18 protein-coding genes are annotated in these 23,647 nt (G+C 73.4%); 11 read left to right on the top strand and 7 right to left on the bottom strand.

Going from position 1 to position 23,647, the window contains the following annotated elements; genetic code table 11:
- Window positions 1-3: 3 nt before the first annotated feature.
- Window positions 4-1,197, bottom strand: coding sequence for a type ISP restriction/modification enzyme (locus tag ABZ822_RS11530; protein WP_360851415.1), 1,194 nt, complete (start codon window positions 1,195-1,197; stop codon window positions 4-6).
- Between the two features lie 559 nt (window positions 1,198-1,756).
- Here ABZ822_RS11530 and ABZ822_RS11535 point away from each other — a divergent pair.
- Window positions 1,757-3,655, top strand: coding sequence for a propionyl-CoA synthetase (locus ABZ822_RS11535; protein ID WP_360850670.1), 1,899 nt, complete (start codon window positions 1,757-1,759; stop codon window positions 3,653-3,655).
- A 35-nt stretch (window positions 3,656-3,690) separates the two neighbouring features.
- Here ABZ822_RS11535 and ABZ822_RS11540 read toward each other — a convergent pair whose 3' ends face one another.
- Together ABZ822_RS11540 and hmgA are read right to left on the bottom strand one after the other, a co-directional pair.
- On the bottom strand, window positions 3,691-4,437 hold the full coding sequence (locus ABZ822_RS11540; protein WP_360850673.1) for a GntR family transcriptional regulator: 747 nt from the start codon (window positions 4,435-4,437) through the stop codon (window positions 3,691-3,693).
- A gap of 30 nt (window positions 4,438-4,467) precedes the next feature.
- Entirely contained in the window at window positions 4,468-5,811 is a 1,344-nt protein-coding gene (gene hmgA / locus ABZ822_RS11545; protein ID WP_360850676.1) for a homogentisate 1,2-dioxygenase, read from the bottom strand.
- A 143-nt stretch (window positions 5,812-5,954) separates the two neighbouring features.
- Here hmgA and ABZ822_RS11550 point away from each other — a divergent pair, with 143 nt between their 5' ends.
- From ABZ822_RS11550 to ABZ822_RS11565, 4 genes are all read left to right on the top strand, one after another.
- Window positions 5,955-6,539, top strand: coding sequence for a TetR/AcrR family transcriptional regulator (locus ABZ822_RS11550; RefSeq protein WP_360851418.1), 585 nt, complete (start codon window positions 5,955-5,957; stop codon window positions 6,537-6,539).
- Between the two features lie 180 nt (window positions 6,540-6,719).
- Window positions 6,720-9,014 carry a molybdopterin oxidoreductase family protein gene (locus tag ABZ822_RS11555; protein WP_360850678.1) on the top strand — a complete coding sequence of 765 codons (2,295 nt, stop codon included), beginning with the start codon at window positions 6,720-6,722 and terminating at the stop codon, window positions 9,012-9,014.
- A gap of 195 nt (window positions 9,015-9,209) precedes the next feature.
- Window positions 9,210-10,724 carry a citrate:proton symporter gene (locus ABZ822_RS11560; RefSeq protein WP_360850681.1) on the top strand — a complete coding sequence of 505 codons (1,515 nt, stop codon included), beginning with the start codon at window positions 9,210-9,212 and terminating at the stop codon, window positions 10,722-10,724.
- Window positions 10,725-11,046: 322 nt separating this feature from the next.
- Window positions 11,047-12,366, top strand: a complete 1,320-nt coding sequence (locus ABZ822_RS11565; RefSeq protein ID WP_360851421.1) for an MFS transporter — start codon at window positions 11,047-11,049, stop codon at window positions 12,364-12,366.
- Here the strand turns inward: ABZ822_RS11565 and ABZ822_RS11570 are convergent.
- Window positions 12,344-13,291: a cyclase family protein gene (locus ABZ822_RS11570; RefSeq protein ID WP_360850683.1), complete on the bottom strand. Its 948-nt coding sequence runs from the start codon at window positions 13,289-13,291 to the stop codon at window positions 12,344-12,346. The genes ABZ822_RS11565 and ABZ822_RS11570 overlap by 23 nt on opposite strands.
- Before the next feature lie 265 nt (window positions 13,292-13,556).
- Here ABZ822_RS11570 and ABZ822_RS11575 point away from each other — a divergent pair, with 265 nt between their 5' ends.
- Entirely contained in the window at window positions 13,557-16,247 is a 2,691-nt protein-coding gene (locus ABZ822_RS11575) for an FUSC family protein (protein ID WP_360850685.1), read from the top strand.
- A 30-nt stretch (window positions 16,248-16,277) separates the two neighbouring features.
- Here ABZ822_RS11575 and ABZ822_RS11580 read toward each other — a convergent pair whose 3' ends face one another.
- The gene (locus ABZ822_RS11580) at window positions 16,278-16,532 is read right to left on the bottom strand and encodes a hypothetical protein (RefSeq protein ID WP_360850688.1); all 255 of its coding nucleotides are present in this window, start codon (window positions 16,530-16,532) and stop codon (window positions 16,278-16,280) included.
- Between the two features lie 367 nt (window positions 16,533-16,899).
- Here ABZ822_RS11580 and ABZ822_RS11585 point away from each other — a divergent pair, with 367 nt between their 5' ends.
- Both ABZ822_RS11585 and ABZ822_RS11590 read left to right on the top strand, forming a co-directional pair.
- A complete protein-coding gene (locus ABZ822_RS11585; protein WP_360850691.1) occupies window positions 16,900-18,318 on the top strand; it encodes an aldehyde dehydrogenase family protein in 1,419 nt (472 codons plus the stop codon).
- Window positions 18,319-18,375: 57 nt separating this feature from the next.
- Window positions 18,376-19,455, top strand: coding sequence for a Zn-dependent alcohol dehydrogenase (locus tag ABZ822_RS11590; RefSeq protein ID WP_360850694.1), 1,080 nt, complete (start codon window positions 18,376-18,378; stop codon window positions 19,453-19,455).
- A gap of 249 nt (window positions 19,456-19,704) precedes the next feature.
- Here the strand turns inward: ABZ822_RS11590 and ABZ822_RS11595 are convergent, their stop codons facing one another.
- On the bottom strand, window positions 19,705-20,361 hold the full coding sequence (locus tag ABZ822_RS11595; RefSeq protein ID WP_360850697.1) for a TetR/AcrR family transcriptional regulator: 657 nt from the start codon (window positions 20,359-20,361) through the stop codon (window positions 19,705-19,707).
- A gap of 99 nt (window positions 20,362-20,460) precedes the next feature.
- Between ABZ822_RS11595 and ABZ822_RS11600 the strand changes: the two genes are divergently transcribed.
- Both ABZ822_RS11600 and ABZ822_RS11605 read left to right on the top strand, forming a co-directional pair.
- The gene (locus tag ABZ822_RS11600; RefSeq protein ID WP_360850700.1) at window positions 20,461-21,612 is read left to right on the top strand and encodes an acyl-CoA dehydrogenase family protein; all 1,152 of its coding nucleotides are present in this window, start codon (window positions 20,461-20,463) and stop codon (window positions 21,610-21,612) included.
- 193 nt (window positions 21,613-21,805) lie between these two features.
- Window positions 21,806-22,441 (top strand): TetR/AcrR family transcriptional regulator, encoded by a 636-nt coding sequence (locus tag ABZ822_RS11605; RefSeq protein WP_360851424.1) that lies wholly within the window; start codon window positions 21,806-21,808, stop codon window positions 22,439-22,441.
- 73 nt (window positions 22,442-22,514) lie between these two features.
- Here the strand turns inward: ABZ822_RS11605 and ABZ822_RS11610 are convergent, their stop codons facing one another.
- Window positions 22,515-22,976 (bottom strand): MaoC family dehydratase, encoded by a 462-nt coding sequence (locus ABZ822_RS11610; RefSeq protein ID WP_360850703.1) that lies wholly within the window; start codon window positions 22,974-22,976, stop codon window positions 22,515-22,517.
- Window positions 22,977-23,085: 109 nt separating this feature from the next.
- Here ABZ822_RS11610 and soxR point away from each other — a divergent pair, with 109 nt between their 5' ends.
- A complete protein-coding gene (gene soxR, locus ABZ822_RS11615; protein WP_360850706.1) occupies window positions 23,086-23,547 on the top strand; it encodes a redox-sensitive transcriptional activator SoxR in 462 nt (153 codons plus the stop codon).
- Window positions 23,548-23,647: the final 100 nt, after the last annotated feature.

The following is a 23,647-nucleotide window of genomic DNA, read 5'->3' on the forward strand; positions in this document are numbered from 1 at the left end:
CTCTCAGAGCAGCGCGAACTGGCCGTTCGGGCCTTCCTCGTGGTGGTCCAGGACCGACGCCGGGCGGTGGGCCGCGGCGGGTGCAGGGAGGACACCCGCGCGGCGCAGGTCCACCGCCGTCGTCCGCGGACCGCCCGCCAGCCGGGCGGCCAGCGCGGCGCGCTCCGGCCGCAGTTCGGCGATCAGCGCCAGCACCGTGATCAGCTCCAGCAGCTCGGAGGTCCACTCCTGCGGCCAGGCGGCGGGCCGTACGGTGTCCAGCGAGCCGGGCGTCGCGGGCGCGGTCCGCAGGTCGAACCACCGCTCCAGCACGCGGACCCCGCCGGCGTGGAACTCCCATGCGGCGGCCGGCACGGGGGAGATCCGGCCCGAGCCGAGGTGGAGCGCCTCCTCCTCCGGGTCGTGGGTGAGGGTGCCGGGAAGGGCCCGCAGATCCGGTGGGACGGCGGCCCGGACGTACGGCCGTCTGCCGCCCGGGAGTTTGGGCCGCTCACCCGCCGATGCCGCGCACCGCGCGCCGTAGGTGTGCAGCCACAGCAGCCGGCGGCCGAGGGCGACACCGGAGCGCCACACGTCCGGGTCGGCCGTCAGCGGCACGGCGACGCCTTCGGGGCGGCGGCCGGAGACGGCGGCCACCCACGCGAGGACGTCCTCCGGCGAGACCGGGAGGCCGAGGCCGTCGGCTAGATGGTCCAGCAGGCCCGGGGCCAGATTGGGTTCGCGGCCGCCCGGACGGCGGTGGAGCGGGCGGATGCGGCCGGGACGGCCCGCGGGCGACCGCCCGTCGGGCAGCAGTGCGGAGAAGACCAGCGACGGGCCCGCATCGTGCGGCACATGGCCCGGTTCCACGGCGAAGATCTGGTGCTCGTCGGCGACCCGCCACAGTTCGGGCCGCGCCACGTCGATCAGCCGGTGGTCGGGGATCAGCCACTGCCGGTCGAACGGGCCGTGCAGGACCCGGACCGGCTCGGGGCAGGCGCCGCTCTCCGCGGCGACCGGCCCGGTCGGGGCGGTGTGGCCCGGGAGTTGGGGCACGGCGACATGCACCGTACGGGCGCGGGTCCGCTGGAACAGCGCCTCGCGCGCGGCCGCGTCCGGGGCGCGCAGCAGCGCGTTCCACCGGGCCTTGAGGGAGGCGGGGTCGGGGGCGAGAGGCCACCCGCGCCCGGTGCGCAGCGGCGCGACCGACCACGGCATGAGGTCCGCGAGGAGCGGCGCGTCGTGCGGCGGTGTGACGTCATGGGCCGACGCGGCGGCCCGGGCGGGCGGTGCCTGCCGGGCCCGCGGGACGTGGCGGGCCGGTGTGCCGTCGGGAGCCGGTGCGTTGTCGCGGTCAGGTGACATGCCGGGAGCGTCGGGGTCCTGCGGGGCGCCGGGGGTGGTGTCGCTGCCGGGGGACGGTGTGAGGTCCCGTGTCCCGTCCCGCTCCGCCATCACGCGGTCGTCCTCCCCGGTGGCGGCCGATCCGGCCACCGCCTCGCCCCGTCGCGTCGTCCGCATCGTACCCGTGGCCCCGCGCCTCCGAGGCCGTGTCTTCTGGGGTAGCCGGGGTGGGGCACCTCCCAGCGGTAGCTGGGGTGGGGTACCTCCCGGCGGCCCACGACCTGGTCGCGCCGAGCCTCCGGGACCGTTCTCCCCGGCGGCGTGCCCGAGTCGTGCCCGAGTGGGACCGGAAACGGATCGAGCGGTGCGCGTCACGGTCCCGGACGACCGAGGTGGGCCACACTGAGGGAAACCGATGGATCAGGAGCTTGACGTGGCACGTTACGAGGACGCCCACCGCACCAGCCTGAGCGACCCCGACGGGTTCTGGCTCCGGGCCGCGGAGGCGATCGACTGGGAGCGGCCGCCGACACGGGCGCTGGACGCCTCGAACCCGCCCTTCCACCGCTGGTTCTCCGACGGCCGCCTCAACACCTGCCACAACGCGCTCGACCGCCACATCGACGCCGGCCACGGCGACCGTACGGCCCTGATCCACGACTCGGCCTACACCGGCGAGCGGCGTTCCTTCACCTACGCCGAACTCCGGGACGAGGTCGCCCGGTTCGCCGGGGCGCTGCGCGGTCTGGGCGTCGGTGCCGGCGACCGTGTCGTGATCTATCTGCCGATGGTGCCGCAGGCCGTCGTCGCGATGCTCGCCTGCGCACGGCTCGGGGCGGTGCACTCCGTGGTCTTCGGCGGGTTCGCGCCCAAGGAGCTGGCCGCGCGCATCGACGACGCCCGGCCCAAGGTCGTCCTCTCCGCCTCCTGCGGGATCGAGCCGGGCCGCATCGTCGAGTACAAGCCCATCGTCGACGAGGCGCTCCGGCTGTCCGCGCACCGGCCGGACGCCGTCGTCGTCCTGCAGCGCGAGCAGGCCCACGCGGACGTCGGCACGCAGGAGACGAGCTGGGAGGAGCTGGACTGGGACGAGCTGACGGCCGGCGCCGAACCGGCCGACTGCGTGCCCGTGGCGGCCACCGACCCGCTCTACGTCCTCTACACCTCCGGAACGACCGGCCGCCCCAAGGGAGTCGTGCGTGACAACGGCGGCCATGCCGTCGCCCTGGCCTGGTCGATGTCCGCGATCTACGACATCGGCCCGGGCGACGTGTGGTGGACGGCCTCGGACGTCGGCTGGGTCGTCGGCCACTCCTACATCGTCTACGCGCCCCTGCTGATCGGCGCGACCACCGTGCTCTACGAGGGCAAGCCCGTCGGCACCCCGGACGCGGGGGCGTTCTGGCGGGTGATCGCCGAGCACGGTGTGAAGGCGCTGTTCACCGCCCCGACCGCCCTGCGCGCCGTGAAGAAGGTCGACCCCCGGGCCGAACTCCTCGCCGGGCACGACCTCAGCGGCTTCCGCACCCTCTTCCTGGCGGGCGAGCGGCTCGACCCCGAGACCTACCAGTGGGCCACGGACACCCTCGGCGTCCCCGTCGTCGACCACTGGTGGCAGACCGAGACGGGCTGGCCGGTCGCCGCCAACCTCCGCGGACTGGAGCCGATGCCGATCAAGGCCGGCTCCCCGACGGTGCCCGTCCCCGGCTACGACATCCGCATCCTCGACGAGACCGGCAAGGAGGTCGAGCGCGGAGGCGAGGGCGCCATCTGCATCCGGCTGCCGCTGCCGCCCGGCACGCTGCCCACCCTCTGGGGCGACGACGAGCGGTACGTGGACTCCTACCTGTCGCGCTTCGACGGCTACTACCTGAGCGGCGACGGCGGTTACATGGACGAGGACGGCTATCTGTTCGTCATGGGGCGCATGGACGACGTCATCAACGTGGCCGGACACCGGCTGTCCACCGGCTCCATGGAGGCCGTGCTCGCCGCGCACCCCGCCGTCGCCGAGTGCGCCGTGATCGGGGTGGAGGACCGGCTCAAGGGCCAGGTGCCGCGCGGACTGGTCGTGCTCAAGTCGGGGGTCGACACCGACCCGGAGCGCCTGCGCGACGAACTCGTCGCGGCCGTGCGGTCCGAGATCGGCCCGGTCGCGGCGTTCAAGGACGTCGACGTCGTGGCCGGTCTGCCCAAGACCCGCTCGGGCAAGATCCTCCGGAAGTCCATGCGGTCGATCGCCGAGGGCCGCGAGGAGCCGGTGCCCTCGACGATCGAGGACGCCTCCGTGCTCGACGCGCTGCGTCCGGTGCTGCGCCCCGGTAGGGACTGAAGGGTGCGCCCCCGGCACGGACCGGAGGGCACGGACTACGCGTCGAGCGTGACCGTGAACGAGAAGCGGTCGCCCCGGTAGTGGATGCGGGCGACGTCCACGACGCGACCCTCGTCGTCGTACGTCACGCCCGTGTAGTGCAGGATCGGGCTGAGCAGCGGCACGCCGAGGAGGCGTGCGGTCTCCGGGTCGGCCAGCCGCGCCTCGACCGTGTCCGTGATACGGCTGATCGTCACGCCCACCACGTCACGCAGCACCTTCGTCATCGGCCAGCGGGTCAGATCGTCGAGGTCGATGCGGTCGGCGAGACCGGGGAGCACCACGTTCTCGGCCCAGTTGGTCGGCTCGCCGCTGCTGCCGTCGCAGCGCAGCCGCCGGTACCGCATCACCTCGTCCGCGCCCGGGAAGTGCTCCGCCAGCTCCGCCGGTACGGGTGCCCGGCCGTGGTCGAGCACCGTGGCCGTCTCGCCCGACTGCTGGGCCACGATGGCGTCCACCGAGCCCAGCAGCCGTACGGGAGCGCCGGGGCGAGCGGTCGGCTCGATGAAGGTGCCGCGCCGCCGGTGGCGGCTGATGAGCCCCTCCGCCTCCAGCTCCTTGAGCGCTTGGCGCATGGTGAGCACGCTCACGCCGTAGTGCTCCGCCAGGCTGCCCTCGGTGGGCAGCCGCAGCGGCGCGTCCGGGCGGCGCCCCAGTATCGAGGCGCGCAGGGACTGCGAGACCTGGTACCACAGCGGCAGTTTGCGGTTCAGGACGAGCGAGTCGGGGGCGAAGGCGGTCACGGTGGCTCCGCTGGTTCTCGGGCGGCCGTGCTACGGACGGAAGTTCCGCTGCAGACCCTGCCAGACGTCGTCGTAGCCCTGCTGCAGATGGCCGGCCGACATCGCCTGCCCGGTGGCGGTCACCGGCCAGCGGGTCTCGAACATGAACGCCAGGCCGTCGTCGATCTTCTGCGGCTTCAGCTCGGCGGCGCTCGCCTTGTCGAACGTCTCCCGGTCGGGCCCGTGCGCGGACATCATGTTGTGCAGGGAGCCGCCGCCCGGGACGAAGCCCTCGGCCTTGGCGTCGTAGGCGCCCTCGATCAGGCCCATGTACTCGCTCATCACATTGCGGTGGAAGTACGGCGGCCGGAAGGTGTCCTCGCCGACCAGCCAGCGGGGCGCGAAGACCACGAAGTCCACGCCCGCCAGGCCCGGGGTGTCGGAGGGCGAGGTCAGCACCGTGAAGATCGACGGGTCCGGGTGGTCGTAGCTGATCGTGCCCATCACATTGAAGCGGTGCAGGTCGTAGACGTACGGCAGGTGGTTGCCGTGCCAGGCGACGACATCGAGCGGTGAGTGGTCGTACGTCGCCGACCAGAGGTTGCCGCAGAACTTGTTGATCACCTCGACCGGGCCCTCGGTGTCCTCGTACGCGGCGGTGGGCGCGAGGAAGTCGCGCGCGTTGGCCAGGCCGTTGGCGCCGATGGGGCCGAGGTCGGGGAGCGTGAAGGGCTGCCCGTAGTTCTCGCAGACGTAACCGCGGGCGGCCGGTGCGCCCTCCTCCTCGGCGTCGAGCAGTTCGACGCGGAAGCGGACGCCGCGCGGGATCAGCGCGACCTGGCCGGGCTCCACGGCCAGCATGCCGAGCTCGGTGCGCAGCAGCAGCCCGCCCCGCTCGGGGACGATCAGCAGCTCGCCGTCGGCGTCGGAGAAGACCCGGTCGGTCATGGAGCGGTCGGCGGCGTAGAGGTGGATGGCCATGCCGGTCCGCTGCGTCACGTCGCCGTTGCCGCCGAGGGTCCACAGTCCGTCGACGAAGTCGGCGGGGGCGTCCGGCTCGGGCAGCGGGTTCCAGCGCAGCCGGTTGGGGTCGGGCACCGTCTCGGCGAACGGCGCGGAGCGCAGCGCGCCGTTGCCGATGCGCTGGAACCGCGGGTGGGCGGCCGAGGGGCGGATGCGGTAGAGCCAGGAGCGGCGGTTGTGGTGGCGCGGCTCGGTGAACGCGCTGCCGCTGAGCTGTTCCGCGTACAGCCCGAGCGGTGCGCGCTGGGGCGAGTTGCGGCCCGTGGGCAGGGCCCCCGGGATCGCCTCCGAGCTGTGCTCATTGCCGAAACCCGAGAGATATGCCAGCCCTTCGGCCGTCTTCCTCGCCTGCTCGCCGCCCGTGCCGCTCATGCGTGCTCCCGCCGCTCAACGATTCCTATGTCAGACCATAGGAATCACCGGGAGGGTGCGTCAACGAGGCGGCGCGGCATGATGGGGCCGTGCACCCGCAGACAGAGCAGACAGAACAGCAGTCCGGCCCCTCCCTGCGGCGCATGCCCGTCCAGCGGCGCAGCGCCGACCGCCTCGCCCGCATCCTCGACGCCTGTGCCGAAGTCCTGGACGAGACCGGCTACGAGGACCTCAGTACGCGGGCCGTCGCCGTACGCGCCGGCGTGCCCATCGGATCCGTCTACCGCTTCTTCAGCAACAAGCGCGCCATGGCCGATGCGCTCGCGCACCGCAATCTGGACGTCTACATCGCCCGCGTCGCGGACGCGCTGGACGCCGAGGGGGCGGTCGACTGGCGGCGTGCGATGGATCTCGTGCTCGAGGTCTATGTCGGCATGAAGAAGGACATGCCGGGCTTCGCGCTGCTCGACTTCAGCGTGCCCGCCCCGGCCGGCCGCCCGCCGGGCGGCGCCAACCCGCTGGTCGCGGAACGGCTCTGCGCGCTCCTGGCGGAGCCGCTCGGCCGCAGCGCCGACGACGAGGATCTGATGCGGGTGTTCGTGGTGTGCGTCGAGGCGTCCGACGCGCTGCTCCAGCTGGCGTTCCGCAACACCGCTACCGGCGATCCGGCGATCATCGCCGAGACGAAGGAGCTGCTGCGCGCCTATCTCGCGCGCGTCCTCGACTGAGCCCGGCCCGGGCGCGCCATCCCTTCGCAGCAGGGGGGCGATGCCCGTTTCCCCGGTCCTCCGTTGGCATGCGGCCTCTTGGCCGGTCGCGCGACTGACAGGATGCCAACCGGTCGGTATGGTCCCTCGTGACGCCGTCGCCGCCGCGGTGGCCTGCCGACGTCCCACCGGGAGGGACCCATGTCCGAGACCGCCGGCCGTACCGCTCTGCGCATCTGCCCGCTCTGCGAGGCCACCTGCGGACTCACGCTGACGATCGACGGCGATGACCGCGTCACCGGCGCCCGCGGCGACGGGGACGACGTCTTCAGCGCCGGTTTCATCTGCCCGAAAGGTGCCGCTTTCGGAGAACTCGACGGCGACCCGGACTGGCTCACCGGGCCCCTCGTACGCCGGGGAGGGCGCCTGGAGGAGGCGAGTTGGGAGGAGGCGTTCGACGCCGTGGCCGCCGGGTTGCGTCCGCTGATCGAGCGGGACGGGCCCGACGCGGTGGCGGTCGTCCTCGGCAATCCCAACGTCCACACCATGGCCGGGGCGCTCTATCCGCCGCTGCTCCTCGGTGCCCTGCGCAGCCGCAACCTCTACACCGCCAGCACCGTCGACCAAATGCCCAAGCACGTCTCCAGCGGCCTGCTCTTCGGCGATCCCTTCGCCATCCCCGTACCGGACCTCGACCGCACGGACCATCTGCTGCTGATCGGCGCCAATCCGCTCGACTCCAACGGCAGCCTGTGCACCGCCCCCGACTTCCCCGGCCGCCTCAAGGCCCTGCGCCGCCGCGGCGGGACCCTCACCGTCGTCGACCCGCGCCGCACCCGTACGGCCCGGCTCGCCGACCGGCACGTGGCCGTACGCCCCGGCGCCGACGCCCTGCTCCTCGCCGCCCTCGTCCACGTCCTCTTCGAGGAGGGCCTGACCACCCTCGGCGCACTGGAGGGGCACGTCGAGGGCGTCGACGACGTCCGCGCGCTGGTCGCCGTGTTCACGCCCGAGGCCGTCGCGGAGGCGTGCGACGTGACGGCGGAGGAGATCCGTACGATCGCCCGCGAACTCGCCGGGGCCACGACCGCCGCCGTCTACGGCCGGGTCGGCAGCTCCACCGTCGAGTTCGGCACGCTCGCCAACTGGCTGGTGGACGTGCTCAATACGCTCACCGGCAACCTCGACCGGCCCGGCGGCGCGATGTTCCCGCTCGCCGCCACCGCCCGCGCGCCGCGGCCGGCCCCCGGCCTCCGGCACGGGGGACCCCAACCGGGCAAGGGCTTCGCGCTCGGCCGCTGGCACAGCAGGGTCAGCGGGCACCCCGAGGTCAAGGGCGAGTTCCCGCTGTCCGCGCTCGCCGAGGAGATCGACACCCCCGGCGAGGGCCGGGTGCGTGCCGTGATCTCCGTGGCGGCCAACCCCGTGCTCTCCGCGCCCGACGGCGACCGTCTCGACCAGGCGCTGAGCGGCCTCGACTTCATGGTCAGCGTCGACCCCTACCTGAACGAGACGTCACGCCATGCCCACGTCGTCCTGCCCCCGCCCCGGCCCTCGCAGGCGGCGCACCACGACTTCGCCTTCAACAACTTCGCCGTCCGCAACCAGGCCCGCTACACGCGTGAGGCGGTCGCGCTGCCCGACGACCGTCCCGACGAGTGCGAGATCCTGGCCCGGCTGGTGCTGTGCGTGAGCGGACTGCACGGCTCCGCCGGGCCCGCCGACGTCGACGCCATGGCCGTCGACACCCTGCTCGGCAAGGCGGTCGCCGACCCGCACTCGCCCGTCCACGGCCGGGACCCGGGCGAGCTGTCCGCCCGGCTCACCGGCCGGACCGGCGCCGAGCGGCGGCTCGACCTCATGCTGCGCCTCGGGCCGTACGGGGACGGCTTCGGCGGCGCGGGAGTCCCGCACGCCGGGAGCCAGGGGAGGGGCGGACTGAGCCTGGAGAAGCTGCTCGCACATCCGCACGGCATCGACCTCGGTGCGCTCGACTCGCGTATCCCGGAGGTCCTGCGGACCCGCAGCGGCAAGGTCGAGCTCTGCCCGGCGCCGATCGCCGCCGATGTGCCCCGGCTGCGCGCCGCACTGTCGGAGCGGCCGTCGGGGCTGCTGTTGGTGGGCCGCCGCCATCTGCGGTCCAACAACAGCTGGATGCACAACGTCCCCGCCCTCAGGGGCGGCAGCAACCGCTGCACGCTCCAGATGCACCCCGACGACGCGGCCCGGCTGGGCCTCGCCGACGGCAGTCCCGCACGCGTGAAGGGGGACGGCGGGGAGCTGCTCGTCCCGGTCGAGGTCACCGACGCCGTACGGGCCGGGGTGGTGAGCCTGCCGCACGGCTGGGGGCACGACCGGCCGGGGACGCGCCTCGCGGTCGCGTCCGAGGACGCCGGGGTCAACGTCAACCAGCTCCTCGACGGCACGCGTCTCGATCCGCTGTCCGGCACCGCGGTGCTCAACGGGTTTCCGGTGCAGGTGGCTTCGGCGGGGTGAGGGCAGGTGGCCTCGGCCGGATGAGGACCGCGGGCGCGGGCGCGACCGGTCCCGAAGTCAACGTACCGCTGTGACCTGGGCTTTTGCGCTTATTGCTCACGCCTTCGGGTCTTGCTGCGGCAGAAATGCGCCACCTACGGTCGTCCGGACCGCCGAACCCCACGGTGGAGTTCACGGGCGAACGATAGGTGTCTCATGCTGACAATCCTCGGATTCGTCATGATTGCCGCCTTCCTGGCGTTGATCATGACCAAGAAGATGTCCCCGATGGCTGCGCTGGTGCTGATACCCGCGCTGTTCTGCGTCCTCGTGGGCCAGGGCGCCCAGCTCGGGGACTACGTGCTCAAGGGCATCGGCGACCTGGCGCCCACGGCCGCCATGCTGATGTTCGCCATCGTGTACTTCGGCGTCATGATCGACGTGGGGCTCTTCGACCCGATCGTCCGGGTCATCCTGCGGTTCTGCAAAGCCGATCCGATGCGCGTCGTGGTGGGCACCGCGATTCTCGCCGCGATCGTCTCGCTCGACGGCGACGGCTCCACCACCTTCATGATCACCGTCTCCGCTTTGCTGCCCCTCTACAAGCGGCTGAAGATGAGCCTCGTGGTCATGACCGGTGTCGCGGCCACGGCCAACGGCGTCATGAACACCCTTCCCTGGGGCGGCCCGACCGCGCGCGCCGCCACCGCGCTCAAGCTGGACGCGGGCGACATCTTCGTCCCGATGATCCCGGCGCTGGCCGTCGGTCTGCTCTTCGTCTTCGGTCTCTCCTACGTCCTCGGGCTGCGCGAGCGCAGGCGGCTCGGCGTGCTCACGCTCGACGAGGACCGTGAGCCCGGTGCCGTCACCGCCGTCGAACCCGCCCCGCTCGAGGGGGAGTCCGAGCAGGTCCTCGTCGGTGCGGGTGCGGGTGCGGGTGCGGGCGCGGGCGCCGCGGCGCGCACCGGTACCGGCGGTGGCTCCGGGGTCCGGCTCGCGAAGGGCGGTTCCGACTCCGGCACGGACGCGGACGGGGATGCGGACGCGGACGGCGGGAAGGGCCCCGGCTCCGGATCCGCCGGCCACGGGTCCGCGGTGCTCGACCCGGACCGCCCCACGCTGCGGCCCAAGCTCTACTGGTTCAACGCCGCGCTCACCGCGGCCCTCATCACCCTGCTGGTGCTGCAGACCCTGCCGATCCCCGTGCTCTTCCTGCTGGGCGCGGCCATCGCCCTGACGGTCAACTTCCCCCACATGCCCGACCAGAAGGCCCGTATCGCCGCGCACGCGGACAACGTCCTCAACGTCTCCGGCATGGTCTTCGCCGCCGCGGTGTTCACCGGCGTCCTCACCGGTACGGGCATGGTCGAGCACATGGCGCGGGCGGTCGTCGACGCGATCCCCGACGGCATGGGCCCGCACATGGGCCTCGTCACCGGCCTGCTGAGCATCCCGTTCACATACTTCATGTCCAACGACGGGTTCTACTTCGGCATCGTGCCGATCCTCGCCGAGGCCGGTGCCGCGCACGGCGTCGCACCGGTCGAGATCGCCCGCGCCTCGCTCATCGGCCAGGCCCTGCACATGTCGAGCCCGCTCGTCCCCGCGGTCTACGTGCTCGTGGGCATGGCCGGGGTCGAGTTCGGCGACCACACCAGGTTTACGGTGAAGTGGGCGGCGCTCACGTCGGTGGTGGTCCTCGCTGCGGGCCTTCTCTTCGGCATCATCTGACGGCCCCGGCGCCGTCCGGCCGTCCGGAAGGGGCGCGCCGGGCGGTGGCGAGGGGACGGCGCCAGGAGACAGCGACGACCAGCGTGTGAGGAAGCGCGTGTGACGACGAGAGGGTGACGGCGGGACCGCGACGGCACGTGCGCGGCCCGTGAGCGGCGCCGGGAACGGCGCGGACAGGAGCGGCCGGACGGTGCCGGGAACGGCACCGGAAACGGACGCCGACGACGACCGGAAACACAGGACCGTGACCATCGCAGGGCCCGGCAGGGGCTGGCTCATCCGCCTGGTCATCGCCTTCGCGTTCGCGCAAGGGGCGGTGTCCATGGCGCGGCCCGCCGTCTCCTACCGGGCCCTCGCCCTGGGCGCGGACGCCCGCGCCGTCGGTGTCATCGCGGCCGTGTACGCCCTGCTGCCGCTGTTCGCCGCCGTGCCCCTCGGACGCCGTACGGATCATGGCCGGTGCGCGCCGCTGCTGCCGGTCGGTGTGGCCCTCATCGCCGCCGGCTGCGCGCTGAGCGGATCGGCGACCTCCCTCGCGGCGATGGCCGCCTGGAGCGGCGTGATGGGCCTGGGCCATCTGGCGTTCGTCATCGGCGCGCAGAGCATCGTGGCCCGGCAGAGCGCACCGGCCGAACGGGACCGCAACTTCGGCCACTTCACCATCGGCGCCTCCCTCGGCCAGCTCGTCGGTCCCATCGCGGCGGGGCTGCTGGTCTCGGGGCACGCAGGGGCACTCGCCCGTACCAGCGCCACGGCCCTGCTCGCCTCGGCCGCCGTCGCGGCCTTCTCCTTCACGGCGCTCTGGCGCATCGAGCGGCGCGCCGCGCTGCCCGCACGGGAGGAAGCCACGCGGGCGCAACGGGTTCCGGTGCACCGCATCCTGCGCACGCGGGGCGTCCCGGCCGGGATGTTCACCAGCCTCGCGGTCCTGTCGGCGACCGACATCCTCACCGCGTACCTCCCGGTCGTCGGCGAGCACCGGGGCATCGCCCCGGCCACGATCGGGCTGCTGCTGAGCCTGCGGGCCGCCGCGACCATCGCATGCCGCCTCGTCATGACCCCGATGATCCGGCTCCTGGGCCGTACGGCGCTGCTGGTCGTGAGCTGCCTGGCCGCGGCGCTGCTGTGCGCGGGCATCGCCGTACCGCTGCCCGCCTGGGCACTGGGTGCGCTGCTCGCGGCGCTGGGGTTCTGTCTGGGCGTGGGGCAGCCGCTGTCGATGACCACCGTGGTGCAGGCGGCTCCGGAGGAGGCGCGCAGCACCGCGCTCGCGCTGCGGCTGACGGGCAACCGCCTCGGCCAGGTCGCCGCCCCCGCAACGGCCGGTCTGGTGGCGGGAGTTGCCGGTACGGCGGCACCTTTCGGCATGCTGGGCGTGCTGCTGCTCCTCGCGGCGGGCACCGCGGCCCGGCCGCTGCGACGCGGCCCCGGCGCCGGGCGGGCGGACGGCGATACGGGTCACGCCGCGGGGGAGGGGCCGCGCACCGCCGCGGGGCAGGGCCCGCCCGTCGCACCGGGCCGGGAACGGGAAGCCGATTCGGAACGGGAAGCCGATGCGGACCGGGGCGGGGCTTCGGGCACGGGCGGGGCCTCGTGCCGAGGCCGGGACGGGAACCGGGCTACAGAATCGCGATGGGGTTGACCGGCGACCCCGTGCCGCCCGGCAGCCGCAGCGGCGCGACGACGCAGAGGAACGACCAGCGCCGCTCCGCCTCGCACAGCGGCACGAGATCCTCGAACTGCAGGTAGTCCAGCAGGTGCACACCCAGCGCGTGCACGGCCAGCACGTGCACGGGATAGCCCACGTCCACGACCAGGCCCGGCGCCACGTCGCTGTTGCTGTCGCTGCCCAGCACGGCCACCCGGCGTTCGGCCACGAACTCCGCGGCGCCGGGGTGCAGTCCGGCACGGGTACCGGCCCACGGCCCCAACTCGTCCCGCCGCCTGCGGTGTCCGGTCCGTACGAGCAGGATGTCGCCGCGCCCGACCCGTACGCCCTGGGCCTCCTCGGCGGCGGTGAGTTCGGCCGCCGTCACATGGTCACCCGGCTCCAGCCACGGGACGCCGCGCAGCCGCGGGATGTCGAGCAGGACCCCGCGGCCCGCGATGCCGTCGCGGGCCGTCTCGACCGTGAGCCGTTCGGCACCGGCCTCGGTGACCGTGGCCGCGGGCACGCCGCCGTGCAGCGTGCCGTCGTAGATGACGTGGCAGAGCGCGTCGAGATGGCTGTCCGCGTCGCCGTGCACGTTCATCGCGAAGCGGTCCCGCGCGAAGGCCAGGCCGGGACCCGTGTCCTGTGCGGCCCAGGCGGTCATCTCGTGGCGTCCGGGGTCGGGGTCGTCGGGCCCGGGACGGGTCTCCACGGGAGCGGCGAGGGTGACGGTGCGCCCGCTCCGTACCTCGGCGGCGGCGGCCCGCACCTCGTCCGGGCCGATGTACGTGAGGGCGCCGCGCGGCCCGTCCGCTCCCTGCCGGGCGGCACGCTGCCGCAGGTCCGCGAACAGCGCGTCGAACCCGGACGCGCTCGAGGCCGCCGGCCCGTCGGCCGGTGTCGCATGAGCGGTCATCGCGGCTCCGGTGTCGCATGAGCGGTCATCGCGGTTGTAGGGGTGCCGGCGGTCACCGCGGTCGTGACCGTCCTCGCTCTTGGGGCGGTCGTGGCGGAGTGGCTGGGCACCGAGGTCATGGCGATCTCAGCGTCGCACGGAGCCGCTGTGCCCGCTCGGCCGCGGGGCGACCCCGCCCGGCCTGCCGCTCTCCGGGGCGCCGCGCGGGTCCCGGCACGGCGTGCGAGTCTGGTTCTGTGCCCCGGCGGCCATGGGGGGTGACCTGATGCCCGGCGGGATCCGCCTGCCGCGACTGCGCGGCCCGGTTCTGCCGTCGTTCCGGCGTGCGCTGCGGATCACGATCGCGGCCAGCACCGCGTTCTCCCTCTGCCGCCACGCGATCGGCAACGACGTCATGGCGATCTACGCGATCTTCGGCGTGATCGCTCTCGGCGCGCTCTCGCAGGTCCCCGGGCCGCCCTTGCGCCGCGCGCGGACCCTGCTCGTCGCGCTGCCCGCCGCCTACGCCCTCGTCGCCGCCGGAACGCTGCTCGCGGTCAACGCGTGGGCCGCGGCGGCCGGGATGTTCGCGGTCGGCTTCCTCGTCACGTTCTCCGGAGTCGGCGGGCCGCGCTTCGTGGGCGTGGCCGCGGGGCTGCAGCTCTTCTACATGCTGGCCTGCTTCCCGCCGTACGAGCCCGGGACCCTGGACGCCCGCCTGGTCGGCGTCACCGTCGGCGTCGGGCTGCTCATCACGGCCGAACTGCTGCTCTGGCCGGATCCGGCGCCCATCCCGTACGAACGGCGTCTCGCGGAGGCCGCGGGGACGGTCGCGGCGTACGTGGACCTGGTGGCGGGGCAGCTCGACGGGGCAGCCGCCGGGGATCGCGGACGTTCCCCGCCTGGTGCCATCGACGAGCGGGGACGTTCCGGGGAGGCGAAGGAATCAGGCGGCCCGGAAGGGGAGCCGGCCCACCCGGGGCGGCAGGGCCAGCAGGATCCGACCGGCCTGCACGGGCCACAGGCCCTGAAGGGGGCGGAGGCGGCGGCGCGCCGCTGCACGGAGGCCATCCGGCCCTCGCGCCTGCCGCAGCCGGAGCGGCCGGTGTCGCCCAGCGCCAAGGACCGGGCGCTGAGTCAGGCGGGCGCGGCCACCCGGTTCGTCTTCGAACAGGTCCAGGGCATCGCGGCCGTGGAGGCGGCGCGGCCGGTGCCGTTCCCGGGCGCCGCCGACCTGCTGCGGGAGGCCGCGCGGACGATCCGGGCGGCCGGACGCGCCCTCGCGCGCCGCGGGGCGATGCCGCCGGATCTCGACCACCTGGTCGCCTGCATCCACACATTCCAGACGGCTCGGACGACGCGGGACCGTGCCCCGGCCCAGGCACCGTCCCGAGCCGAGGCTCAGTCACCTTCGGAGGCGCAGTCACCGTCCGATGGCGCGGTCCCGTCCCGTACGGTGCCGGACCCTGATACGACCGGCCGTACCGAGGCCGGTCCTGCTGTCGGTGTCCCCGCCGACACGGCCCTCCCGGCCGCCGACACGGGTACCGAGCGGCTCCGCCGCGGCGCCATGGCCCTCCAGTCCGCCGAGGGCGTCCGCCTCCTGGCCATCGGCGTACGGATCGCGGTCGGGGCGCCCGTACCGTCCGATCCCACGCCGCGAGGGGAGCGGCCGGGCCCCTTCTGGTTCGCGTACGCCCCCGTGACCGCGCTGTGGTGGCGGCGCTTCCGGGCCAGCCTCACCCCGCGCTCGGTCTCCTTCCAGAACGCCGTACGCGTCGCGGTCGCCCTGGCGCTGGCCCGGCTGATCGCCGGGCAGCTCGACCTGGCGCACGGGTTCTGGGTCCTGCTCGCCACCCTGAGCCTGATGCGGACCTCGGCCGCCGACACCCGCACCAATCTGCGCCCGGCCTTCACCGGCACCCTCGCCGGCGCCGTGGCGAGCGGACTCCTCCTCTTCTTCGTCGGCGACAGCCCGAGGTTCTACGAGGCGGCGATGCCCGTGGCCCTGCTGGTCGCCTTCACCCTCGGCCCGGTCCTCGGCCTGGCCTGGATGCAGGGCCTGTTCACGCTGGCGATCGCCACGATCTTCACGCAACTCGCCACTGCCAACTGGCAGCTCGCCGAGGCGCGGTTCATCGACATCGTGACGGGCGGGATCGTCGGGGCCGTCATCGGTCTGCTCGCCTGGCCCCGCGGCGGCGCGGGCGAGTTGAGACGCGCGGCGGCGTCCTTCCTGCCCGCGGCCGCGACCGCCGCCCGTGAGACCGTGGCCGTGCTCACCGGCACCGGACATCCCGAAGGGGCTCTGCCGCGGGCGCGGCACGCGATGTTCCTGGCCGATGCCGCCTACGCCCAGTACCAGTCGGAGCGGCCAGACCCGCGCATGCACGCGGTGGACTGGCAGACGGCGATGCTCGCGGGCTACCGCATGGTGTGGGGCGGGCAGTCGCTGCTGCTGAGCTGCCCGCCCGGCTGTCTCGCTCCGTGGCCGCGCCCGGCCACGCAGCTCCAGGACGCGGCGGACAGTCTGCGCTCGGCGTACGACGACCTGGCCGGTCGTCTTCGCACGGGCACCGCGCCGTTGGACGGCGACGGCCCCGGCCGTCCGGAGCGCCGTGACGTGAGGCAGGCGCCGGACGCGGCCGCCGACGCGTGCGCGGAACAGCCAGGAGCGGAACAGCCAGGCACGGAACGTCCGGGCACAGGTTCGGACGCGGAAGGTCTGGGCCCGGAACGGCCCGGCACGGACCCGTTGCCGGGCAAGGGCGTGCCCCTGCTGGCCGACCCCAGGCACGACATCGCGGCGGCCATCCCCTCCGCGCAGGGGCGGCTGTTCGCCGCGGACATCGAGGTCTGGCTGACCGCCCTCGCCAACGACCTCGACCGGATCGAGTCACCACCCGACGCCGACGCCGACGCCGACGCCGACGCCGACGGAGACGGAGACCGCACGGCGCGGCTGCGCCGCCGGTAGCCCCCGCCCATCGCTTCATCAACTCATCTCTCACTGCGATGCGTTGATGGCGAACAGCCCTCCCGACGGATCGCGGAGTACGGCCTGCCGGCCTATGCCTGTGCCCTCCGCCGTCTCGGCGGGGAACACCACCCTCCCGCCGTGCGCGGTGGCGGTCGCGACCGCCGCGTCGCAGTCCTCCACCGCGAAGTACGGGACCCAGCCGTCGACATCCCCCAGCGCCGCACCGGCATCAGCACCCCGGGCGCCCGCTCCCGTCCGCGCCGGGGCGGCGGGCGGTCGCATGAGTCCGCTCTCATGATCCGCACGACCACGTGACACCGTGACACCGTGTACGTGTGAACCGCGTGATCCGTCCGTCCTGCCGGCCCGTCCCGGGGTCGAGTGAGGCCGGTCGTTGCCGCTGTGCCGTGTGATGCCGAGCATGGCAGGGGGCACTGACAATCGAGGTGGCGTGACGGGGCCCACGCGCCCCGCCCTGGCGGCGAAAAACTACCGCCGCTAGTTTGGGCGGAGCCGTGCGGAGCTTCGCCGGGTCGTCCGTGCCCGGGTCGTCCGTACGACAGCTGTACGGAGCCTCGCCCGGAGCATCCGTACCCGGAACCGGCCCGGCCCGGCCCGGAGAACGCCCGACTGCGCGGGAGGAAACGCGATGAAGGCCCACGACGGCATGTACATCGACGGGGACTGGCGGCCCTCCGCCGGGACCGCCACGATCGAGGTGGTGAACCCGGCCGACGAGCAGGTCATCGCCCAGGTGCCGGCCGGAACCGCGACGGACGTCGACGCCGCGGTGGCCGCCGCCCGTTCCGCCTTCCCCGGCTGGGCGGCCACGGCACCGGCCGATCGCGCCGCGCGCCTCACCGCTCTGCGCGACGCCCTCGCCGACCGCCGTGACGAGATCGCCGAGACCGTGACCACCGAACTCGGTGCGCCGATCGGCTTCTCGCGGAAGGTGCACGCGGATCTGCCGATCGCCGTCGCGGGCAGCTACGCCGAACTCGCGGCGGAGTACACCTTCGAGGAGAAGGTGGGGAACTCGACCGTTCTGCACGAGCCGGTGGGTGTCGTCGGCGCGATCACTCCCTGGAACTACCCGCTGCACCAGATCGTCGCGAAGGTCGCCCCCGCCCTCGCCGCGGGCTGCACCGTGGTCCTCAAGCCCGCCGAGGACACGCCGCTGGTCGCCCAGCTCTTCGCGGAGGCCGTGCACGAAGCGGGGCTGCCCGCCGGGGTGTTCAACCTGGTGACCGGCCGGGGCCCGGAGGCCGGACAGGCCCTCGCCGAGCACGACGGCGTGGACCTGGTCTCCTTCACCGGCTCGACGGCCGTCGGCCGCCGGATCGGCGCGCTCGCCGGGGGAGCGGTCAAGAGGGTCGCCCTCGAACTCGGCGGCAAGTCCGCCAACGTCGTCCTGCCGGGCGCCGATCTGACCCGGGCGGTCAAGGTCGGCGTCGCCAACGTCTTCGCCAACTCGGGCCAGACGTGCAGCGCATGGACCCGCATGCTGGTGGACGCGGACCGGTACGAGGAGGCGGTCGCCCTCGCGCGGGAGGCCGCGGCCAAGTACGTCCCCGGCGACCCGGACGACGAGGGCAGTCGCCTCGGCCCGGTCGTCAGCGCCAAGCAGCGCGACCGCGTCCGCGGCTACATCGAGCGCGGCGCCGCGGAGGGCGCCCGCGTCGTCGCGGGCGGCCCGGACGCCCCCGAGGGCCGCGAGCGGGGCTACTGGGTCCGCCCGACGGTCTTCGCCGACGTCACCCCCGAGATGACCATCGCCCAGGAGGAGATCTTCGGCCCGGTCATCGCGATCCTGAAGTACGAGGACGAGGACGACGCGGTGAGGATCGCCAACGGGACGGTGTACGGGCTCGCGGGCGCGGTCTGGTCGGAGGACCAGGACGAGGCGGTGGCGTTCGCCCGGCGCCTGGACACCGGTCAGGTCGACATCAACGGCGGCCGTTTCAACCCCCTCGCGCCGTTCGGCGGTTACAAGCAGTCGGGCGTGGGCCGCGAACTGGGCGCCCACGGCCTGGCCGAGTACCTGCAGACGAAGTCGCTCCAGTTCTGACACACCGGCACCACGAGGCCACGCCGTGCCCAACACCCGTACCCCGAGGGAGAATCCGTGATCCGCGCCGCTGTTCTGCCCGCCGTCGACGCGACGCTGGAGCTGCGGGAGATCGATCTCCCGCGGCCCGGCCCCGGCCAGGTGCGGATTCGGCTCGCCGCGGCCGGGGTGTGCCACTCGGACCTGTCGTTGTCCAACGGCACGTTGCGCCAGCCCGTCCCCGCCGTGCTCGGTCACGAGGGCGCGGGCACGGTCACCGCGGTCGGCGAGGGCGTCACGTCGCACGCACCCGGTGACCGGGTGGTCCTCAACTGGGCGCCCTCCTGCGGTGATTGCCACTACTGCGGGCTCGGTGAGCCCTGGCTGTGCGCCAACGCCATGGCGGGCGCCGCCGTCCCGTACGCACGGACCGCGGAGGGCCAGGACCTCTATCCCGGGCTGAGCAGCGCGGTCTTCGCCGAGGAGACCGTCGTCTCCGCGCGCGCGGCCCTGCCCCTGCCGGACGGTGTGCCGCTGACGGACGCCGCCCTGCTGGGCTGCGCCGTCCTGACCGGATACGGCGCGATCCATCACGCGGCGCGGGTGCGCGAGGGCGAGTCCGTCGCGGTGTTCGGTGTCGGCGGTGTCGGCCTCGCCGTGATCCAGTCGGCCCGGATTGCCGGAGCGGGACGGATCGTGGCCGTCGACGTCTCCGACGCCAAGGAGGAGTTGGCGCGCAAGGCGGGCGCCACGGACCTCCTGGTCTCCGCCCCCGACACGGCCAAGCGGATCCGGAAACTCACGGGCGGACACGGCGCCGACGTCGCCGTGGAGTGCGTGGGCCGCGCGGAGACCATTCGCACCGCCTGGGACGCGACCCGCCGCGGCGGCCGGACCACGGTCGTCGGCATCGGCGGCAAGGACGAGCAGGTCTCGTTCTCCGCCCTGGAGATCTTCCACTTCGGCCGTACCCTGTCCGGCTGCGTCTACGGCAACTGCGACCCGGCCAGGGACCTTCCGGTGCTCGCCGGGCACATCCGCGCCGGGCGGCTGGACCTCGCGGGCATGGTCACCGACCGGATCGGTCTTGACGGCATCCCGGCCGCCTTCGAAGCGATGCTCGCGGGCCGCGGCGGCCGCACGCTCGTCGTCTTCTGACGCGCCCCCTCGGAACCCCTTTCCCGGGTCCTCCTCGGCTGCTCCCGATGTGATCGGGGGCAGCCTGAGTGAGGCGCTCAGGCATGAGTCGTGAACGATGACCTGTTCGCATTCCAAGGTCACCTGCCGAGCTCCGACCGGCAGGGGGCCTCGCCCGCGTCAACGCCTGTCTGCTGACGGGGAGTTGCCGACCGACCCCGTCCCGCGCGCGTCCGGACCGGCGGGCCGGGCATCCGGACGCCGCAGCGGTCAGCTCACGCGCACCTGCTCGTACTGGAGGGCCAGCCCGTCCACCAGCGCCGTGAGGCCCGTCTCGAACGCGCCCTCGTCCACTTGCTGCTGATGCTCCGCCAGCAGGTGGGCCTGGCCCAGGTGCGGGTAGTCGGCAGGGTCGTACGCGGTCGCGTCGTCGACGAAGCCGCGGGCGAAGGAGCCCAGTGCCGAGCCCGCGACGAAGTAGCGCATCAGTGCGCCGATCCTCGTCGCCTGCGCGGGCGGCCAGCCCGCGCCGACCATCGCCCCGAAGACGGCGTCCGCCATCCGCAGCCCGGCGGGACGGCGGCCGGGGCCGCGGGCGAGGAACGGGACGATGTTGGGGTGGGCGGCGAGGGCAGCCCGGTACGAGCGCGCCCAGGCCAGCAGCGCCGCCCGCCAGTCCGCCACCGCGTCCCGTCCTGACTCGGCCTCGAACATCGACAGGTCGACCTGGCCGACGACCGTGTCGGCGACGGCGTCCAGGATCTCGTCCTTGACCGTGAAGTGGTTGTAGAGGGACGGGCCGCTCACCCCCAGCTCCGCGGCCAGCCGCCGTGTCGACACCGCGTCCAGCCCCTCCGCGTCGATCAGCGCCAGGGCTGTCTCCACGATGCGGTCGCGGCTGAGCAGGGGCTTGCGGGGGCGGGCCATGCGGCACATAGTAGAGGCCGCCCCACGGAAACTAGCAGTGCTAATTAACGTGGGTGCCCGCGGAACCCATGGCCCCGAGATTCACGAAAGGTGCGCGCCGTGAACCTTGAGCTGTCCGAGGAGCAGGACGCCGTCCGCCGGCTCGCCCGGGACTTCACCGACCGCGAGATCGTCCCCCACGCGGTCGCGTGGGACCGGGCCGAGAGCGTCGACCGCGGCATCGTGAAGAGACTCGGCGACCTCGGCTTCCTGGGGCTGACCGTGCCCGAGGAGTTCGGCGGCTCCGGCGGGGACCACCTCTCGTACGTCCTGGTCACGGAGGAACTCGGCCGTGGCGACTCGGCGGTGCGCGGGATCCTGTCCGTCTCGCTCGGCCTCGTCGCCAAGTCGATCGCGACCTGGGGGACCGACGAACAGCGGCGGACCTGGCTGCCGGGGCTCTGCTCCGGGGAGGCCGTCGGCTGCTTCGGCCTCACCGAGCCCGGTACCGGTTCCGACGCCGCCCACCTCACCACCCGCGCGGTCCGCGACGGCGGCGACTGGGTCCTCGACGGCACCAAGATGTTCATCACCAACGGCACCTGGGCCGACGTCGTCCTGCTCTTCGCCCGCACGGGACAGGAGCCCGGGCACCGGGGCATCAGCGCTTTCCTCGTCCCCACGGACACACCCGGCCTCTCCCGCCGTGAGATCCACGGCAAGCTCGGACTGCGCGGCCAGGCCACCGCCGAGTTGGTCCTGGAAGGCGTCCGCGTCCCTGCCTCCGCCCTGATCGCCCCCGAGGGCAAGGGCTTCTCCGTGGCCATGTCGGCCCTCGCCAAGGGCCGGATGTCGGTCGCGGCCGGCTGTGTCGGGCTCGCCCAGGCGTGCCTCGACGCGGCGGTGCGGTACGCGGGGGAGCGCGAGCAGTTCGGCCGCCCGATCGCCCAGCACCAGCTCGTCCAGGAGCTGATATCCGACATCGCGGTGGATGTGGACGCCGCCCGGCTGCTGACCTGGCGGGTCGCGGACCACATCGAGCGCGGACTGCCGTACGCCACCGAGTCCTCGGTCGCCAAGCTCTACGCCAGCGAGGCCGCCGTGCGCTGCGCCAACAACGCCCTGCAGGTGTTCGGCGGTTACGGCTACATCGACGAGTACCCCGCGGGCAAGCTGCTCCGGGACGCCCGGGTGATGACCCTCTACGAGGGCACCAGTCAGATCCACAAGCTGCTGATCGGACGGGCGCTGACCGGCGCGTCCGCGTTCTGACATCCCGGAACCGGACTGCCCGTTCTCCCGCGGTCCGGCCGTTCCCCCGACCACGCCCCCCGTTCCCGGGCGCGCACTCTTCGGCAGGTCCGGCGCGCCACCCGGCCCCCTAAGCGCTTGCTCAGGTTCGGAGGTATGGTGTTCGTCCTGCCGGCGGAGGGCCCGCCGGGCGGAGGAACGGGGCGTGCGGGCGATGGGCACCGAGGCGGAGAGGGCGGCCGGTGAGCGGGCCGAGCAGTGGGAGGACGTCGCTCCCGACGCGGCCAGGCGGCTGGTGATCGCCGCCGTCGAGGCCTTCGCCGAGCGCGGCTATCACGCGACGACCACCCGCGACATCGCGGGCCGCGCGGGCATGAGCCCCGCCGCCCTCTACATCCACTACAAGACCAAGGAAGAGCTGCTCTACCAGATCAGCAGCGTCGGACACCGCCTCTCGCTGCGCATCATGGAGGAGGCCGCGGCCGGTAGCGGCAGTCCCGCCGAACGCCTCGGCACCGCCGTCCGGTCCTTCGTCCGCTGGCACGCCGAGCGCCACACCACCGCCCGAGTGGTCCAGTACGAGCTGGGCGCGCTGGGGGAGGAGCACTACGCGGAGATCGTCGGGCTGCGCCGTGAGGTCGACTCCACGGTGCGGTCGATCATCCAGGACGGTGTCGACGCGGGCGACTTCGACGTCCCCGACATCCCCGGGACGTCGCTCGCCGTGCTGTCGCTCTGCATCGACGTGGCCCGCTGGTTCAACCCGGAGGGCCGGCGTACGCCCGACGACGTCGGGAGGCTGTACGCCGGCCTGGTCCTGCGCATGGTCGGGTCGGCCGGGACGGGCTGAGGTCGCCGCGTGAGCCGGGCGGCGTGGGCTTCCCGCAGGAAGCCGGATCCCCGGACGTCCTGACCGTGAGGCCCTACAGGTAGAAGCGGCTCACCGTCTCCGCGACGCACGCCGGCTTCTCGGAGCCCTCCCGCTCCACCGTCACGCTCGTCGTGAGCTGCACCCCGCCCTCGACCTCCGTGATCCCGGCGATCTTCGCGGTGGCGCGCACGCGCGAGCCGACCGGCACCGGCGAGGGGTAACGGACCTTGTTCGAGCCGTAGTTGACGCCCATCCGCACGCCGTCGACGCGCATGAGCTGCGGTACGAGCACGGGAAGCAGCGACAGCGTCAGGTAGCCGTGGGCGATGGTGGTGCCGAACCGTCCGGCGGCGGCCTTCTCCGGGTCGACGTGGATCCACTGGTGGTCACCGGTCGCGTCCGCGAACAGGTCGATCCGCTTCTGGTCGATCTCCAGCCAGTCGCTGAATCCGAGCTGTTCGCCCACCGCGGACCGCAGTTCGTCCAGCGATGAGAAGACCCGTGGTTCCGCCATCTCCATGACCTCCCGTGGCCACCATGCGTACTAAGCGGTTGCTCAGCAGTGCCAGCATGGTTCCGTGGAGGGCTTCTGTCAACGCGTCGCCGACGTAGGGTGGGGACCTGTGCCGCAGATTCCCCACTCCGTGTCCGAACTCACCGTCGGCCAGCTCTCCGCGCGCAGCGGGGCAGCGGTGTCGGCCCTGCACTTCTACGAGAACAAGGGCCTGATCAGCAGCGCGCGCACCTCGGGAAACCAGCGCCGCTACACCCGTGACACCCTGCGCCGGGTCGCGTTCATCCGCGCGGCACAGCGCGTCGGCATCCCGCTCGCCACCATCCGCGACGCCCTCGCCGAACTCCCCGACGAGCGCACCCCGAACCGCGAGGACTGGGCTCGGCTCTCCGAGGCCTGGCGCTCCGAGCTGGACCAGCGCATCCAGCAGCTCAACCGGCTGCGCGACCATCTCACCGACTGCATCGGCTGCGGTTGTCTGTCGCTCGACAAGTGCGTGCTCTCCAACCCCGACGACCGCCTCGGCGAGGGCGGCGAGGGGTCGCGTCTGATGGTGAAGGGCACCGGCTGACGTAACCGGCCCCGGCGCGGTGCCGGAAGACCGTCCGTGCCGGGTTCGTGCGACCGCCCCCGCACCGGGCCGGGGATGACCCGGCCCGGGCGCTGCGGAC

Origin of the sequence: Streptomyces sp. NPDC047108 (genome assembly GCF_040643575.1) — a bacterium.
Lineage (GTDB): Bacteria > Actinomycetota > Actinomycetes > Streptomycetales > Streptomycetaceae > Streptomyces.